A 15,191-nucleotide genomic window follows, 5' to 3' on the forward strand; every position below is an offset into this window, starting at 1 on the left:
GCTCCAAACTAAAGCCAGTCTCAGATACTATCATCAAAGCCTACGACTTCCCTACCTTCAGCACGGCCATAAAGGCCTCCTGGGGGATGTCCACCGTGCCCACCTGTTTCATGCGCTTTTTACCTTCCTTTTGTTTCTCCAGGAGCTTGCGCTTCCGCGTCACATCACCGCCATAACACTTGGCCAGGACGTTTTTGCGCAGCGCCGGGATGGTTTCCCGGGCGATGACCCGGCTGCCGATGGCGGCCTGGATGGGCACGTCAAAGAGCTGGCGGGGTATCAGCTGGCGCAGGCGTTCCACCAGGGCGCGGCCGCGGTGGTAGGCCTGGTCCCGGTGGGTGATCACCGACAGGGCATCCACCACTTCATTATTAATAAGGATATCCATCTTTACCAGTTCCGCCGGCCGGTAGCCCTTGACTTCATAATCCAGGGAAGCGTAACCCCGCGTCCGGCTTTTAAGCTGGTCAAAGAAGTCATAGATTATTTCCGCCAGGGGCAGGTCGTACTTTAAAGCCACCCTTTTCTCCGAAAGGTAATCCATATTAAGGAAAGTGCCGCGTTTCTCCTGGCAGAGTTCCATTACCGGACCTACATATTCTTTGGGTGTCATAATGGTGGCCTCGACGTAGGGTTCTTCAATATGGTCTATCAGGTTAGGTGCCGGCAGGGCGGTGGGATTGTCAACCATCTCCACCCGCCCGTCAGTGCGCACCACCCGGTAGACTACGCTGGGCGCGGTAGTTATGAGTTCCAGGCCGTACTCCCTTTCCAACCGCTCCTGAATAATCTCCATGTGCAGGAGTCCCAGGAAACCGCAGCGAAAGCCGAATCCTAAGGCCACCGATGTTTCCGGCTCAAAACTTAGTGAGGCGTCATTTAACTGCAGCTTTTCCAGGGCGTCCCGCAGGCTGTCAAATTGTTCCGAGTCCACCGGGAACAGGCCGCAGTAAACCATGGGCATTACCCTGCGGTAGCCCGGCAGGGGCTCCCCGGCCGGCCGGGTAGCGCTGGTAATGGTGTCGCCGACGCGGGTATCCTTGACATTTTTTATACTGGCGGAAAGAAAGCCTACCTCCCCGGCGGCTAGTGCTGTAACCTGCCGCGGCGCCGGGGTGAAAATGCCCACCTCATTGACTTCAAATTCGGCCCCCGTGGCCATGAAACGGATGCGGTCGCCTTTCTGCACCCGGCCCTCGACAACCCTGATATAGGGGATAGCCCCCCGGTAGCTGTCAAAGATGGAATCAAAAATCAGCGCCTTCAGCGGCGCTTCTCTGTCGCCCCGGGGCGGGGGAATGCGCCGGACAATGGCCTCCAGGATCTCTTCCGTTCCCACCCCGGTCTTGGCCGAGGCCAGGATGGCTTCACCGGCGTCCAGGCCGATGACGTCCTCTATCTCGCGGCGTACCCGTTCCGGCTCGGCATTGGGCAGGTCGATTTTATTGATGACCGGGATAATTTCCAGGTTGTGTTCCAGGGCGAGGTAAACATTGGCCAGGGTCTGGGCCTCAATGCCCTGGGCCGCGTCAATTACGAGCAGCGCTCCTTCACAGGCAGCCAGGCTCCGGGATACTTCATAGGTAAAGTCCACGTGCCCCGGAGTGTCAATCAAGTTTAGCACATATTCCTGGCCGTCCCGGGCGCGATAATTCAGGCGGACCGCCTGGAGCTTGATGGTGATGCCTCGCTCCCGTTCCAATTCCAGAGTATCCAGGACCTGATCCACCATCTCCCGCTTGCTCAAAGCGCCGGTATACTCCAGGAGGCGGTCGGCCAGGGTAGACTTGCCGTGGTCAATATGGGCAATGATGCAGAAATTACGGATATTTTTCAGCTCCGTCACTAAACAACTTCCTCCCCCACAAAATGGAAGTCAGAAGCAGGAAGTGCCATCCTGTCATCTATACGGGAACATGAGTAACTCCACTAGAACCGGCTCTATTATAGCAGAAAGCGGGCCGGGCTAAAAGCCCGGCCCGCCCCGGCAGTCTATTTCCTAGCGCAGCTCGGTAGGAACAAAGGCATCAATTACACCGATAACTAGAGCCGCCAGTAAAGCACCCAGGATGTTCACGCTTAAGTAGGCGGGGACAATAAATTGAGCAAGATAGATTACAATTGCCGCGACGATAAAGCCGACAATGCCGCGACCATGGGGGGAAATCCGTTTGCCAAGGACGGCTTCTGCCAGCCAGCCCAGGATGGCTATAACCACAGCTGCAATCAGGGCACCGGTGAAACCTGCTACTCTAATGCCGGGAAGGATAAAACCTACCAGCATCAGTACCAGGGCCGAGACAACAAAGCGGACAACAGTACCCACCCAATTGGTCATATTTATCACCTCCTTCGGGTTCGCCTATAGCATTGCCCAAAAAGGAGGTAAATTATACTTTTTTCAGGCGGGTAATGGCCGTGGCCAGGGCGGCAGCGCCAAAACCGTTGTCAATATTAACGACGCCGATGCCGGCAGCACAGCTGTTGAGCATGGTCAGCAGGGCGGCCAGCCCGCCGAAACTCGCACCGTAACCGATGCTTGTCGGCACGGCAATTACCGGCCGGTCCACCAGGCCGGCCACAACGCTGGCCAGGGCGCCTTCCATGCCTGCCACGACAATGACCACATCAGCCCGGCGTACCAGCTCCACCCGCCCCAGCAGGCGGTGAATGCCGGCCACACCGACATCGTAAATTCTCTCAACCTCATTACCCATTACCGCCGCCGTCACCGCTGCTTCTTCAGCCACAGGCAGGTCGGCCGTCCCGGCACTTAAAACCGCCACTCTACCACCGGTAGGCTTGATCTCCCCGGCAGCAACCACGATGGTCCGGGCCAGTTCGTTAAATTCAGCCGCCGGCAGGCGGGCGGCAACCTCCTGGTATGCTTCCCTGGTAGTCCTGGTTACCAGGACCGTTGAGCCGGCGGCCGCCAGGCGGGAGGCAATGGCCGCCACATGTTCCTTTGTTTTTCCCTGGCCGAAAATAACCTCCGGAAAGCCGTTCCTTAAGGCACGGTGATGATCGACCTTGGCAAAGCCCAGGTCTTCTTCCTTTAAAGTTTTTAAATGCCCCATAACCGTGTCCAGGTCAACCTGTCCGGCTTTATAGGCCTGCAAAAGATCCTTGAGTTGGGCCTCAGTCACTGCTCAGCCTCCTCCGGAAATAACTCTATCGCAGGCTGGCATTGTCACGCTCGCTCCATGGCCCTTGTGGAGCGGCCTACGGCTCAGCCTCGGGCTCGGGCGGGGTTCCCGGCCTATTCGGCGTCCTTGCCTCAGAGGCCGGCCTCGGACATCCTGTCCTCGGCCCCGCCCTCGCTCCTCAGCTTCGCCTGGGCCGCTTCGCCACTCGGGCCAAGTCGCTCGCTTCCGACAAATGCCAGCCAGGCATTTTTCATTCCCTCGCTGGTGGCAGCGTACCGCCATGAGGGGCTCCTAAACATTGCCCCTCGTGGTCCCTCCCCAGGTCTAAATTATCCCGCGGAGGAATAAAATGGCTACCAGCAAGGGGGCGGAAAGGTTGCGGATTCACGTTATTACCCGCTGGCAGGCCAGACTCTTTCTATCCCGCCTGGTAAAAGTTCTCGTGGCAGTGGTGGTTATTTTTTCCCTGGCTACCGGTACCTGGCGTTTGATTAAAGCCGGCCGCCAGCTATCCCTGGGAGTACCCGGTTATTCTGCCTGGTTACCACTGCCCCTGCTGGAAGGCATTTTAAGCGAGGGCCTGCCGACCCTTGCTTTACGCGCGGCCAGCAGCCCGCAGGATAATTCCAGTGAAGCCCTGGCGGCTGCCGTCCAGGTCCTGGCCTCACCCCTGGTAGTTTTCCCCGGTAGCGCTGAATCAACACGCCTCTTAACCACCGAAGAAGAGTATGTATTACCCCAGCCCCTGCCGGAGGAAAGTGTACCGCCAGCGCCATCAGAAATGGAGCTCCCCAGCGCCGGAAACCCCCTGGTAGCTATATACAACACCCACAATGCGGAATCCTACCAGCCGAGTGAGGGACAGGCTAAATTTCCCGGGAAAAACGGCGGCGTCAGCCAGGTGGCGGCGGTCCTGGCCGAAGCTTTAAGTAAAGACTACGGTGTCCCGGTAGTACGTTCAACTACCATCCACGATTATCCCGACTTCACCAGGTCCTATGCCAATTCCGAAAAAACCCTGAAAAGAATGCTGGCGGAAAACCCTTCCGTCCTGGTAGCCCTGGATATCCACCGCAACGCCGGCCTGCCGGCACCACCGGTAGTGGAAATCAACAACCAGAAAGTCGCCCAGGTGCTCATTATCGTAGGCAGCAATGCCCGCCTGGAACACCCCAACTGGCGCCAGAATGAAGCCTTTGCCCAGCGGGTGGCGAAAAAAATGGACGAATTTTATCCCGGTTTATGCCTGGGTGTCCGGGTCCAGGAAGGACGCTACAACCAGCACCTCCTGCCCCGGGCCCTGCTCTTCGAAATCGGCAGCGATAATAATACCCTGGAAGAAGCTGAACGCTCCGCCCGCCTGGTCGCCAGGGTTCTGGCCGCAGTTATCGAAGAGCTACGGCGGGAAAACCCGGCTCAATCTGGTTAAATATTGCTTTTACCAGGTTGCCATGATAAAATAAGGCGGGAGGTGAGCTGGGATGCCCAACATTAAGTCGGCCATCAAACGCGTAGAGCTGACCCGCATTCGTACCGAACGCAACAAGGCCGTCAAATCCCGCGTGAAAACGGCCATCAAAAAATTCCGGGCCTCCCTGGAACAGGGAGATAGTACCGCTGCTGAAAAACTGCGCCAGGCCATTCGCACCATCGACAAAGCCGTTACCAAAGGCGTTCTCCACCCTAACACTGCCGCCCGGAAAAAATCAAGACTACAGCGCCTGTTTAACAAAACATCTGCTTAATCCTACGGCTTAATTTGAGCAGCATAACCCCCGCCTATACAGGGGGTTTTTAATTTGACAGCATAAGGGAATGGTCCCAGTTGCAGGCCGGTATTTTCCCCCCTTCAACATGCCATAATAAAAACAGGCTTTAAGAAGGGAGGGACTTTAATTTATGCCGGAAAAACCTGGTGCCGCCAAAGAGCGCCCGGAAAAAGAAGCCACCCGGAAGGGCCTTGCTACCGAAGGTACCCGCGGTACCGCCTATGAATTTGGTACCGAAATTGCGACTCCCGGTACTAATACACCCGGTACTGCCAGGGGTACTGCCGGAGCAGTCCGGGGAAGGGACCAGAAGCGACCCGCTGGTGAAGAGTAAAGCTGGGGGAGCATTAATGCTCCCCTTTAATAATAGTCCAGATGGCTTTTTCCAGCAGGGAACCGGCTCCGCCCTGCCCGGTTTTGATTCCGGTATCTACCTTTAATAATTCCTCCAGGGCCCGCGCGGCAGCAGACAGGGAAAAATTGCGGGCCTGGGCAGCAACTTTCTGCACGACAAAGGGCCTTACTCCCAGCCTGGCGGCCAGCTCGCGTTTATCCGCCGCCAGGTGATACTGGTAAATTAGCCGCAGCTGCCGGGCCAGCATAGCCAGGATACCTAACGGGGCTTCGCCTTTTTCCAGCAGTTGGCGCAGGGAGCTGATGGCCAGGGCGGCATTGCGGTTCCCCAGGGCGTCTACTAACTGGAAAATTGTGGTTTGCGCAGCCGCGGCCGGCACCAGGACCTCAACATCTGCCGGTGTAATGGTACCCGGCTGCCCGGTAAAGGTCATTACTTTATATAATTCATTCATGGCCAGGCGCAGGTCTCCCCTGCTGGCCTGGACCAGGGCCCGGGCTGCCGCCGGAGGTAATATATAACCCTCCTCGCGGGCCTCACGCTGCAGCCATTTTTCCAAGTCCGCCGCCTTAAGGGGTAAAAATTCTACCACCCGGCCGGTCTGCTGGATTAGCCTGACAAGCTTTAAGCGTTTGTCAATACTACCATTAACTGCCAGGATCAGGCAGGTTGTCGGAGCCGGGTTTTCCAGATAGGCCAAGAGTTCTCCCGCCCCGGCCTGCAATATTTCCGGGGCTGGATCTTTTACTACCACCAGCCGTCTGGGCGCCAGGGCCGGCAGGGTAGCGGCCACGAGGACTATCGTTCCGGCTGTCAGCTCCCGGCCGTCCAATTCCTGGTAATCAAAGGCCGCTACTTCCCCCGGGACCAGTTTTTCCTGGAGGGTTTTTAAAGCCCGTTCCAGGAGATAACTTTCGTTACCATAAAAGAGATATACCGGGGCTATCTTACCTTGTTCCAGTTCCCTGTCCAGTTCCTGCCAGTCCAAATGATAAGTCCTCCCTGGCACGAGTCCCTATGGGGGAACCTTTGCTAGGGGCGCTGGCCCCCAAAAGGTTCTCCCTTCATTTTAGCACTTTTCTACCGGCTTGCCCAGGTACTCCCCCACCAGGCGCATGGCACAAAAATCGCCGCACATAGAACAGGTAACGGCGGCAGCTTCGTTGCGGTTCTGGCGGTACTGCCGCGCCTTTTTGGGGTCAATGGCTAGCTCCAGCTGGCGCTCCCAATCCAGGGCTTTTCGGGCGCGGGCCATCTCCCGGTCCCATTCCCAGGCCCCGGAAATACCCTTGACCAGGTCGGCAGCATGACCGGCAATACGGGCGGCAATTACCCCTTCCCGCACGTCAGCCAGGGTGGGGAGGCCCAGGTGCTCGGCCGGGGTAACATAACAGATGAAGTCCGCTCCCGCCGCTGCTGCCAGGGCACCGCCAATAGCCGCCGTTATATGATCGTAGCCCGGGGCGACATCGGTTACCAGGGGACCGAGGACATAAAAGGGCGCCTCATGGCACAGCCTCTTCTCCAGCAGGATGTTGGCCTGCACCTGGTTTAAGGGCACGTGTCCCGGCCCTTCGACCATGGCCTGGACGCCAGCTTCGCGGGCCCGGTCTACCAGTTCACCCAGAATAATCAATTCCTGGATCTGGGCCCGGTCAGTAGCATCGGCCAGGCAGCCGGGCCGGAGGCCGTCGCCCAGGCTCAAGGTGACATCATAACGGCGGGCGATCTCCAGCAGGCGGTCGTACTGGGCATAGAGGGGATTCTCCTCCCCATGGTGCAGCATCCACCCTGTCAGGAAAGAACCACCCCGGCTGACAATGTCAGCCAGGCGCCCCTCCCGCCGCAGGCGGTCGACTACTTCCAGGGTAACGCCGCAGTGGACGGTGATGAAGTCCACCCCGTCTTCAGCCTGCTTTTCGATTACTCTAAATAAGTCCTCGGCGGTCATCTCCACCAGGGCACCGTATTTTTCCTGGGCCTCCACCGTGGCCTGGTAGATGGGCACCGTGCCGACGGCAACCGGGGAATGGGCAATAATCTGGCGCCGGCACGCATCGATATCGCCGCCGGTGCTTAAGTCCATGACGGCATCGGCCCCGGCGTCCAGGGCTTCTCTAAGCTTTTCCAGTTCCGGCTCAATATCCGGGTAGGCCGTGGAAGTCCCCAGGTTGGCATTGACCTTGGTCCTTAAACCTTTGCCAATGCCGCAGGGTTCCAGGTTGCGGTGATTTTTATTGGCCGGGATCACCACCCGGCCGGCCGCCACCGCCGCCATCAGGTCTTCTACCCGGATGCCTTCCTTTGCCGCCACCTTTTCCATGGCCCGCGTTACCTGTCCCACCCGGGCCGCCTCTATTTGCGTCATTTGCGTTTACCCCCTTTTTAATAAAAAACACCTGCGGCAAGCAGGTGATCTTGACATACCTTTGACCCCACTTCCCTACGCTGGTATGACCCAGATCAGGTTCCAAGGGTTAGTGCACGGTTAGCACCTCTCAGCCCTCACGGGCACCCCCGGGGTGAGTATGCAGTTTTCCAGCTATTGCCTGTGCACCAGGTAAGATAGGGTGCTGTAATAAAATATTCGCCCTTAGTTAACTATTTCCTTCTGCACGCCATGGTTCTTTTTAGCAACCAGGTAAATACCGTCAGGGGATGGTGGTATCAACCTGCCAGCGTTCCCCGTCGCTCTTGATTATAATCGCCCCCTGCCTGTCGGTGCGGTAAACGGGGACGCCCTGCTCCTGCCAGTAACTTAAAATTTCCGGCGCCGGGTGGCCGAAATTATTCTTCTCGCCGACGGGAATCACCACCACCTGCGGGGCCACCTGTTTTAAAAACTCCCGTTCCAGGCCGTAGCGGCTGCCGTGGTGAGGCACTTTGAAAACGGTGCTGCGGACGTCTGCCCCGCTGGCCTTAAGATCGGCCATGGCTTCGGCCTCGATATCGGCACTCAGGAGCAAGCTGAACTGCCGGTAAATTACCTTCAGCACCAGGGAGTTGTTATTGCTGTCGGAGTTGCTGCCGCTGATTCCCCGGCCGGGGTGCAGGACCTGGATATTGAGAGCCGGGTCCAGGGCCAGAGTATCGCCGCGGCCGGCTTCCTGCCAGGGGACCCCCCTGGCCTGGAGTTCGGCCAGGAAGGGACGGTAGGCGTCCAGCATGGCCCCGCGGAGGGGCGGGACCACCACCAGGGATACCGGCATTTCCCGGACTACAGCCGTGAGGCCGCCGATATGATCGGCATCAGGGTGGGTGCTGACCACCACATCCAGGCGCCGTACCCCCTGGCGGTGGAGAAAAGGTACCACCACCCTTTCCCCGACGTCAAAATCGCCCTGGCCGTAGGGCCGGCCGCCGCCGTCAACCAGGAGGTGCCGGCCGGCAGGGGTGGCCAGGTAAATAGCGTCCCCCTGGCCGACGTCAATAAAGGTTACCTTGAGTTCCTCCTGCCGTCCTGGATGATAATGAAAAATCAGGAGGGTGGCCAGGGTAAGGATGGCCAGCAGGCCCAGCTCGCGGCGGTGCCACTGCCACAGAGCCTGCCAGCGGGGTTCATGGCGGCGCAGCCAGAATTCCCGCCAAAGGATTAGGGCCAGGTAATAACCGGCCACGGCCAGGGGCGAAGGTGTCGCTAAAGGTAAAGTTATGCTCGGGAGGCCGGCCAGGCGGTTCAGGAAGGCCAGGAGGAGGTTTACCAGGGGTCCCAGGGCGGCAAATATTATGACTGCCGGGGCCGTTGTGATGAGGGCCAGGGTAGAGGCAGCCAGCCCCAGGGTGACAATGACCCCTACCAGGCCGGCGGTAACAAGGTTGGCCGGAAGGCTCAAGAGGGAAACAAAGTTAAAGTAATAGGCCACCAGGGGCAGGGTGGATGCTTGCGCTGCCAGGGGGACCACCAGGTAAGACCGCCAGGGCGGGAGCCAGGCCAGGAGATCATCCAGCAAAGGATAAAAATAAACAATGCCCCAGGCGGCGGCAAAGGACAGCTGGAAGCCGCTGTCATACAGGGAACGGGGGCGGAAGAGCAAGATTACCAGGGCCGCCAGGGACAGGGCGGTGTAAAAGTCACGCCGCTCCCGGCGAAGATAGGCTATCAACCCCAGGCCGGCCATGATGCCGGCCCGGCTGACAGATGGGGTAAAGCCGGTGACGGCGGCATAAAAGATAAGCCCGGCAAGCCCCAGGAATACTGCCCAGCTGCGTTCAAGTCCCAGGAAGCCGGCGATGGCCATCAGTATAAGTAAAACAATGGCCGTGTTGGACCCGCTGACGGCAAAGAAATGAAAGACTCCCAGGTTTTTGAAGGTATCGCTGTCAGTATCTGTTAACTCGTTAACATCCCCAAAAAGGAGGGCCGCCAGGATCCCTGCCTGGCGCGGCGGCAGGGCGGCGGTGATGGCCGTTTTTACCCTGGCTTTAGCTGCCAGGGCCAGGCGCACCAGGGGATGGCCCGGCATGGTTCCCAGCTTGATTATGGCCCGCGGGTCACTTATTACCATCCGGTTATAAATATACTGCCGTGCCAGGTAAGCGCGGTAGTCCAATTCACCGGGATTGCGGGCCGCCGGCGGGGCCGCCAGCTGGCCGTGGACGCGAAGGACATCACCGTAACGGTAAAGTACAGGTTCCCCGCCCTCTACCGGCCGGTAAAGAACAACCTGTACCTTTTCTTTTACCCTTTTATGGTAGTCTCCCTGCCTTATCTCCCGGGCCGCCAGGGTATAGACGACCCGGTTGGCGTAAACCCGGGGTTCCTCTATTACCACACCGGTCAGGTCGAGGAAGGTCTCGCGGTCGCCTGTAAGCTGGCTCTGGTGATGGCTGCTATCCCAGGTGCTAATCAAGAAGCCCAGGGCCATAAAACCGGCCAGGAGAAATACCTGCCACTCTGCCCGCCGCGGCGGCTGCCGGAAAAGGTAAGCCAGAGCCAGGAGGATTACAGCCAGGGCAAGGGACCAGGCTGGCCCCACTGTTATTCGTGAGGCCAGGAGCAACCCGCATATATATGCCAGGGTAGCCCGGACTAAAGGTGCATCAATCATAAGGCAAATTTCGCCAGGATAGGTTAAAATTCCTGCCGGCATTTATCGTTCCACAGCTTGAACTTTATGGTATACTAAAGTTCAACGAGGTAAAAAGTGCCTTGAAAGGAAGGGGATTATGAACTGGGGAGAACAGGTAGCTGCGAGACGGCAAAGGGTATATGAAGAACGGCCATTAGTACATCATATTACCAATCTAGTGGTAACCAATCTTACGGCTAATGTTACGCTGGCGGTTGGCGCCTCGCCGGTCATGGCCTATGCCGGGGAAGAAGTAGCTGATATGGCCCGCCTGGCCCAGGCGGTAGTACTGAATATGGGAACCTTGACGGGAGAGGTAGTAGAAGCCATGCTCCTGGCGGGTAAAGCAGCCAATAAGGCCGGTATCCCTGTAGTTTTCGATCCTGTAGGAGCCGGGGCAACGCCTTTCCGCACCCGGACGGCGCAAAAAATTATCAAGGAACTGCATATCGATATCCTGCGCGGCAATGCCTCGGAGATAGCCAGCATAGGTGGTTTTGGCGGGCATACAAAAGGAGTAGATGCCGCAGGGGCTCCTGCCCAGGTGGCAGACATGGTCAAGCAAGTAGCCAGGGATTTAAATACTGTGGTAGCGGTTACGGGAGCCACCGATTACATCAGTGACGGGGAACGCTTGCTGGCAGTGGACAACGGGCACCCGCTGCTGACTTTTGTTACCGGTACCGGCTGTTCTGCCACCTCCATAATCGCCGCTTTCCGGGCCGTGGAAGATGATGGTGTAACGGCCAGTACCGCGGCCCTCGCCTATTATGGGCTGGCGGCTGAAAGGGCGGCGGCAGTTAGCCAGGGGCCGGCCAGCTTCCAGGTAGCCCTCCTGGATACGCTTTATAATTTAACCGGCGCAGACCTCGCCCGGGGAGTAAAAATACGCGCCTTGTAAACTAATAATCATAGCTATATAAAGTATTCAATAGTCGCCCGGGGTAGATAAGTAGCTACCATTTCTTTGAAAAACGATTCTATCTCTGTTTTTACCTTAGCGGGGTAAACATATTTACCGTAACCGAACTGGCCGTATTTGAAAGTACGGTTCTCTTCATCGAGAGGCAATTCTGTCTTTGGAAATAAAGTTTCTATCGTGGTCTTCGCCTTTTTTGTGAAGCGATGGGTTATCAATTCCAGGGTCAGATCGTTTTGTTCTGCCAATAAAGGTTGCCGGGCAATTTCTTGAAAAAGAGCCCGGTATTGCTCTTGCCAGCCGTCCAGGTAAAAAATGGGGGCTATGATAAAACCCGGAAGGTAACCGGCCTTTACAATTTTAAGGGCTGCTGCCAGCCGCTCTGCCAGCGGCGGCGTACCATGCTCAAAACGCTTAATTATATTTGCGGCGTTAATACTAAAACGAAAGCGGGTATGACCCCGGTGGTCTAATCCCAAAAGGTTGGCTACATCGGTAAATTTGGTGACAACGCGCAAGCGTCCCAGGGGTTGATTACCCATAAATTCAATGGTACGGGCCAGGTTACCGGTATATTTTTCTACCGGAAGGGGGTCTGAAGTAGCTGCCGCTTCAAAAACCGTAACCTCTGGTTTTCTGCGCTCAATATATTCCCCGGCCAGTTCCAGAATCTCGCTCAGATTTACATAAACTCTCTGGTAAGGCCTGCGTCCAAAATGAGTAAACAGGTAACAGTACTCACACATGGCCGGGCAGCTGGTAGCCAGGGGCAACTGGTAGTGGGCCGAAGGTTTGCAGGTTTCTAAATGCCTGCTTCGTCTTACCCCCACCACCAGGGTTCGTTTGGCTTCTATGAAACTTTCTTGCACTGATCTACCCGGGACGCAGGTTACCCGGTTGTGGGATGGAGTAAAGAGTATCTCGAGCCCTTTTTGACGGAAAGCATGATATAGTTTTTTACCCAGGGGATAATTGAGGGCTGCCGGCTCAAAAACAACCCGTTTGATATCCATGCTCGTTTTTATCACCTGCCTGGCCCTAGTCTGTCCAGTTCCAGGCGCGGTAATGAGCGGAGAATATATTTTTCGCCTTTAAGGAGATACTGATAATACATTATCCACAAGGGAACGGAGCGTCAGATGGGTAATAGAAAAGCCGGAAGTACCGATCTCTGGAAAGTGGCCCTGGGTTCGGCGGGCCTCACCTTTTTGGGGCTATGGCTTTTCAGCCGTCCCCTCCTGAACCGCCTGCACGATTCTTTTCTTAAAATAGTGATGACCGATCCGTATGAGGAAAATTTCTGGGAGTTTGTCTCGGCCGCCGCCCGTACCGGTCTCCAGAAAATTGTGGAGACCAATTTGCGCGCCCAGCAGGGGAAGCTCATCCACCGTCCTTTCGGCAGCCCCTGGCGTTCCCCCGGTACGGACGGCCTCATTTTTAACCTGGCGCAGCTGGCCAGGCTTCCTGTTGAGGAAAACGTTCCCGTTGATACAAAGGTAACCCTGGGGCCCCGGGCGGCCAGGCCCCTGAAAATAAGCATGCCCATCATCGTTTCCGGCATGGCCTACGGGCTGGCCTTAAGCGAAAAGGCCAAGATAGCCCTGGCCAGGGGGGCCAGCCTGGCCGGCACTGCCACCAATACCGGGGAGGGGCCTTTCTTGCCTTCCGAGAGAGAGGCTGCCAGACACCTCATCCTCCAGTACACCCGCGGCGGCTGGAATCATCACCCGGACATACTAAAACAGGCCGATATGATAGAGATCCAGTTCGGCCAGGCAGCCATCGGCGGCCTGGGCCACAGCAGCAATTATGAAGAGATACCTCCCCGGGGACACCGCCTCCTGGGGCTCAAGCCCGGCCAGGCGGCTGTTACCCATGCCCGTATGCCCGGCATTAAAGATCCGCAAAAAGACCTGCCGCCCCTGGTCACCAGGTTACGCCACCTGACCGGCGGTGTCCCCATCGGCGCTAAAATCGGTGCCGGCAACGACCTGGAGCAGGACCTGGCCATCCTCCTGGAAGCAGGCGTCGACTTTATTGCCATCGATGGAGCCGGGGCGGCCAGCAAGGGCTCGCCACCCATCGTCCAAGATGACTTTGGCGTGCCCACGGTTTACGCCGTCAACCGCGCGGCCACTTTTCTAAAAAAACAGGGGGTAAAAGACAAAGTAAGCCTCATCGCCGGCGGTGGGCTGGTTACCCCGGGCGACTTTTTAAAAATCCTGGCCCTGGGGGCTGACGCCGTATATATCGGTACCATCGCCCTCTTCGCCCTCACCCACACCCAGGTCTTGAAAGCCATGCCCTGGGAACCTCCGGTCGAGGTGGTTTTTGCCCGGGGGCGCTATCAGGACCGGCTGGATGTAGACAAGGCGGCCCATAATCTGGCCAATTTTTTACGGGCGTGCAACGCCGAGATCATGGAAGGAGTGCGGGCCCTGGGCAAGAAATCCGTCCGCCAGGTCAACAAGACCGACCTGGCTGCCCTGGACCCGGTATCGGCCAGAGCCCTGGGCATTCCCCTGGCTATCCGGCCCGGAAGCAACTTCCTCTCCTGATATGTCCGGGTAGCAGTACGTCCAGCAGGGGCTGGCTGCGGCCGGGCGGCCTTAATGGGCTCAGGGGTAATCGCTGAAAACCCGGCTCCGGAAGACCCGCCGGCGCTGCCGCTTAACCTGCGCCTGGCGGTATAAAAGGAAGAACGCCCCCATTACCAGACTCAGCCGCAGCCACCAATCGCTGAGGCTAAGGGAACGGGCCGGGATGGGCTGGCGGTTGATGATATCGACGCGGCCTATTACTTCCCCATCCTGCCGGAAAACCATCTCCCCTACTCGCTTACCTGCAGGTAGAGGCCCTTTCAGGGAAGATAACTCCAGCTGGCCGGTAGGGGGGCTGCTGTTATCATTTTTGCGGACTACAGCCAGGTCACCGGCGGCGGCCAGTTCTATCTTTTTTCCGTTGCCCGTGTCCACTACGGCTACTATCTCACCCTGCCGGACCAGCTGAAAAGAACGAAACTCCTTAAAGCCGTAGTCCAGGAGGGCAGCCACGTCCTCCTCGGCCGCCCGGGCACTGGGCTCGTCGAGAACAACGGCAATAAGGCTCTGCCCCTCCCGGGTAGCCGAACCTACTAGAGTAAAGTGGGCCTCGGAAGTATACCCGTTTTTGACGCCGTCGGCACCTTCATAGTTCCAGAGGAGTTTGTTCTGGTTGACCAGGGTTGTTTCCCATTCCTGGCCGTGCCAGGGCCGGGTTCTGGTAGCTACTATGCGGCGAAAGGTTTCATTCTGCATGGCGGCCCGGGCGATGATGGCCAGATCCCGGGCGGTGGTATAATGGTTAGGGTCCGACAGACCACTGGGCGTAACAAAGTGGGAATTCAAGGCGCCCAGGGAAGCGGCCTTTTCATTCATCAGCCGGGCAAAGCCTTCCTGGGAACCGCCGTAATGTTCGGCTATAGCCAGGGCGGCATCGTTACCGGAATTAAGGAGCATGGCGTAAAGGAGGTTTTCCAGGGTGACTTTCTCCCCTTCCACCAGGTAGACCCGGGTCCCATCCACCCGGGGCGGGTTTGGTCCCACAGTGATCACATCATTTAAATGGCCTTTTTCCAGGGCAATCATGGCGGTGAGGATTTTCGTGGTACTGGCCGGAGCCTTGCGTTCGTCGGGATTTTTCGCGAAGAGCACCTTTCCCGTAGCTCTATCCATCAGTACCGCTGCCGCAGCCGTAAGCTCGGGAGGGCCGGCGGTACTTGCAGCCAGTGCGGGTACTGGGCTGTTTAAAAGGAGGAGCAAGCTGGTAATGATCAGAAGAGAAACTTTTTTTACTTTGTCTGCAGGTGGCATTTATCCTGGTAAATCCCCTTTCTATGTGATCTCCATCATAGCTGCCTGGAAGCCTGTGTATTAGTATGCAGGTAACATTTTT

The 15,191-nt window shown here is 57.4% G+C and carries 13 protein-coding genes and 1 riboswitch; of the genes, 5 read left to right on the forward strand and 8 right to left on the reverse strand.

All coding sequences use genetic code 11. The annotated features are described in order from the left end of the window. Positions 1 to 40: 40 nt before the first annotated feature. The 3 genes from lepA to larB all read right to left on the reverse strand — a co-directional run bounded on the left by lepA (position 41) and on the right by larB (position 3,146). A complete protein-coding gene (gene lepA, locus FLZ89_RS02460; protein WP_141265477.1) occupies positions 41 to 1,846 on the reverse strand; it encodes a translation elongation factor 4 in 1,806 nt (601 codons plus the stop codon). 153 nt (positions 1,847 to 1,999) lie between these two features. Then, a complete protein-coding gene (locus tag FLZ89_RS02465) occupies positions 2,000 to 2,338 on the reverse strand; it encodes a phage holin family protein (protein ID WP_141265476.1) in 339 nt (112 codons plus the stop codon). A 52-nt stretch (positions 2,339 to 2,390) separates the two neighbouring features. After that, positions 2,391 to 3,146, reverse strand: a complete 756-nt coding sequence (gene larB / locus FLZ89_RS02470; RefSeq protein ID WP_141265475.1) for a nickel pincer cofactor biosynthesis protein LarB — start codon at positions 3,144 to 3,146, stop codon at positions 2,391 to 2,393. 349 nt (positions 3,147 to 3,495) lie between these two features. On the opposite strand from larB, the gene spoIIP reads away from it, so the two are divergent. From spoIIP to FLZ89_RS02485, 3 genes are all read left to right on the forward strand, one after another. Next, positions 3,496 to 4,575 carry a stage II sporulation protein P gene (gene spoIIP, locus FLZ89_RS02475; protein ID WP_172613409.1) on the forward strand — a complete coding sequence of 360 codons (1,080 nt, stop codon included), beginning with the start codon at positions 3,496 to 3,498 and terminating at the stop codon, positions 4,573 to 4,575. A 52-nt stretch (positions 4,576 to 4,627) separates the two neighbouring features. Beyond that, positions 4,628 to 4,891, forward strand: a complete 264-nt coding sequence (gene rpsT / locus FLZ89_RS02480; RefSeq protein WP_141265474.1) for a 30S ribosomal protein S20 — start codon at positions 4,628 to 4,630, stop codon at positions 4,889 to 4,891. Between the two features lie 154 nt (positions 4,892 to 5,045). Beyond that, positions 5,046 to 5,249, forward strand: a complete 204-nt coding sequence (locus FLZ89_RS02485; protein WP_141265473.1) for a hypothetical protein — start codon at positions 5,046 to 5,048, stop codon at positions 5,247 to 5,249. A gap of 13 nt (positions 5,250 to 5,262) precedes the next feature. On the opposite strand, the gene holA is transcribed toward FLZ89_RS02485, so the two are convergent. The 3 genes from holA to FLZ89_RS02500 all read right to left on the reverse strand — a co-directional run bounded on the left by holA (position 5,263) and on the right by FLZ89_RS02500 (position 10,318). Then, a complete protein-coding gene (gene holA, locus FLZ89_RS02490; protein ID WP_141304264.1) occupies positions 5,263 to 6,258 on the reverse strand; it encodes a DNA polymerase III subunit delta in 996 nt (331 codons plus the stop codon). 81 nt (positions 6,259 to 6,339) lie between these two features. After that, the gene (thiC, locus tag FLZ89_RS02495; RefSeq protein WP_141265471.1) at positions 6,340 to 7,638 is read right to left on the reverse strand and encodes a phosphomethylpyrimidine synthase ThiC; all 1,299 of its coding nucleotides are present in this window, start codon (positions 7,636 to 7,638) and stop codon (positions 6,340 to 6,342) included. 55 nt (positions 7,639 to 7,693) lie between these two features. Further along, positions 7,694 to 7,799, reverse strand: a riboswitch (TPP riboswitch). 122 nt (positions 7,800 to 7,921) lie between these two features. Continuing rightward, a complete protein-coding gene (locus FLZ89_RS02500) occupies positions 7,922 to 10,318 on the reverse strand; it encodes a DNA internalization-related competence protein ComEC/Rec2 (protein ID WP_141304265.1) in 2,397 nt (798 codons plus the stop codon). Between the two features lie 118 nt (positions 10,319 to 10,436). On the opposite strand from FLZ89_RS02500, the gene thiM reads away from it, so the two are divergent. After that, entirely contained in the window at positions 10,437 to 11,240 is an 804-nt protein-coding gene (gene thiM, locus FLZ89_RS02505) for a hydroxyethylthiazole kinase (protein ID WP_141304266.1), read from the forward strand. 14 nt (positions 11,241 to 11,254) lie between these two features. On the opposite strand, the gene splB is transcribed toward thiM, so the two are convergent. Continuing rightward, on the reverse strand, positions 11,255 to 12,271 hold the full coding sequence (gene splB, locus FLZ89_RS02510) for a spore photoproduct lyase (protein ID WP_141305269.1): 1,017 nt from the start codon (positions 12,269 to 12,271) through the stop codon (positions 11,255 to 11,257). A 126-nt stretch (positions 12,272 to 12,397) separates the two neighbouring features. On the opposite strand from splB, the gene FLZ89_RS02515 reads away from it, so the two are divergent. Continuing rightward, positions 12,398 to 13,816 carry an FMN-binding glutamate synthase family protein gene (locus FLZ89_RS02515; RefSeq protein WP_141304267.1) on the forward strand — a complete coding sequence of 473 codons (1,419 nt, stop codon included), beginning with the start codon at positions 12,398 to 12,400 and terminating at the stop codon, positions 13,814 to 13,816. A 60-nt stretch (positions 13,817 to 13,876) separates the two neighbouring features. Here FLZ89_RS02515 and FLZ89_RS02520 read toward each other — a convergent pair whose 3' ends face one another. Continuing rightward, complete coding sequence (locus FLZ89_RS02520) at positions 13,877 to 15,109, reverse strand: D-alanyl-D-alanine carboxypeptidase family protein (RefSeq protein ID WP_141304268.1); 1,233 nt, start codon at positions 15,107 to 15,109, stop codon at positions 13,877 to 13,879. Positions 15,110 to 15,191 lie beyond the last annotated feature (82 nt).

Origin of the sequence: Moorella sp. E306M, assembly GCF_006538385.1 — a bacterium.
Taxonomy (GTDB): Bacteria; Bacillota; DSM-521; order Neomoorellales; family Neomoorellaceae; genus Neomoorella.

Excerpts from the sequence above, each read along its gene's own strand:
- FLZ89_RS02465 (WP_141265476.1), bottom strand. The coding sequence starts at position 2,338 with ATGACCAATTGGGTGGGTACTGTTGTCCGCTTTGTTGTCTCGGCCCTG.
- spoIIP (WP_172613409.1), top strand. The coding sequence starts at position 3,496 with ATGGCTACCAGCAAGGGGGCGGAAAGGTTGCGGATTCACGTTATTACC.
- rpsT (WP_141265474.1), top strand. The coding sequence starts at position 4,628 with ATGCCCAACATTAAGTCGGCCATCAAACGCGTAGAGCTGACCCGCATT.
- FLZ89_RS02485 (WP_141265473.1), top strand. The coding sequence starts at position 5,046 with ATGCCGGAAAAACCTGGTGCCGCCAAAGAGCGCCCGGAAAAAGAAGCC.
- thiC (WP_141265471.1), bottom strand. The coding sequence starts at position 7,638 with ATGACGCAAATAGAGGCGGCCCGGGTGGGACAGGTAACGCGGGCCATG.
- FLZ89_RS02500 (WP_141304265.1), bottom strand. The coding sequence starts at position 10,318 with ATGATTGATGCACCTTTAGTCCGGGCTACCCTGGCATATATATGCGGG.
- thiM (WP_141304266.1), top strand. The coding sequence starts at position 10,437 with ATGAACTGGGGAGAACAGGTAGCTGCGAGACGGCAAAGGGTATATGAA.
- splB (WP_141305269.1), bottom strand. The coding sequence starts at position 12,271 with ATGGATATCAAACGGGTTGTTTTTGAGCCGGCAGCCCTCAATTATCCC.
- FLZ89_RS02515 (WP_141304267.1), top strand. The coding sequence starts at position 12,398 with ATGGGTAATAGAAAAGCCGGAAGTACCGATCTCTGGAAAGTGGCCCTG.
- FLZ89_RS02520 (WP_141304268.1), bottom strand. The coding sequence starts at position 15,109 with ATGCCACCTGCAGACAAAGTAAAAAAAGTTTCTCTTCTGATCATTACC.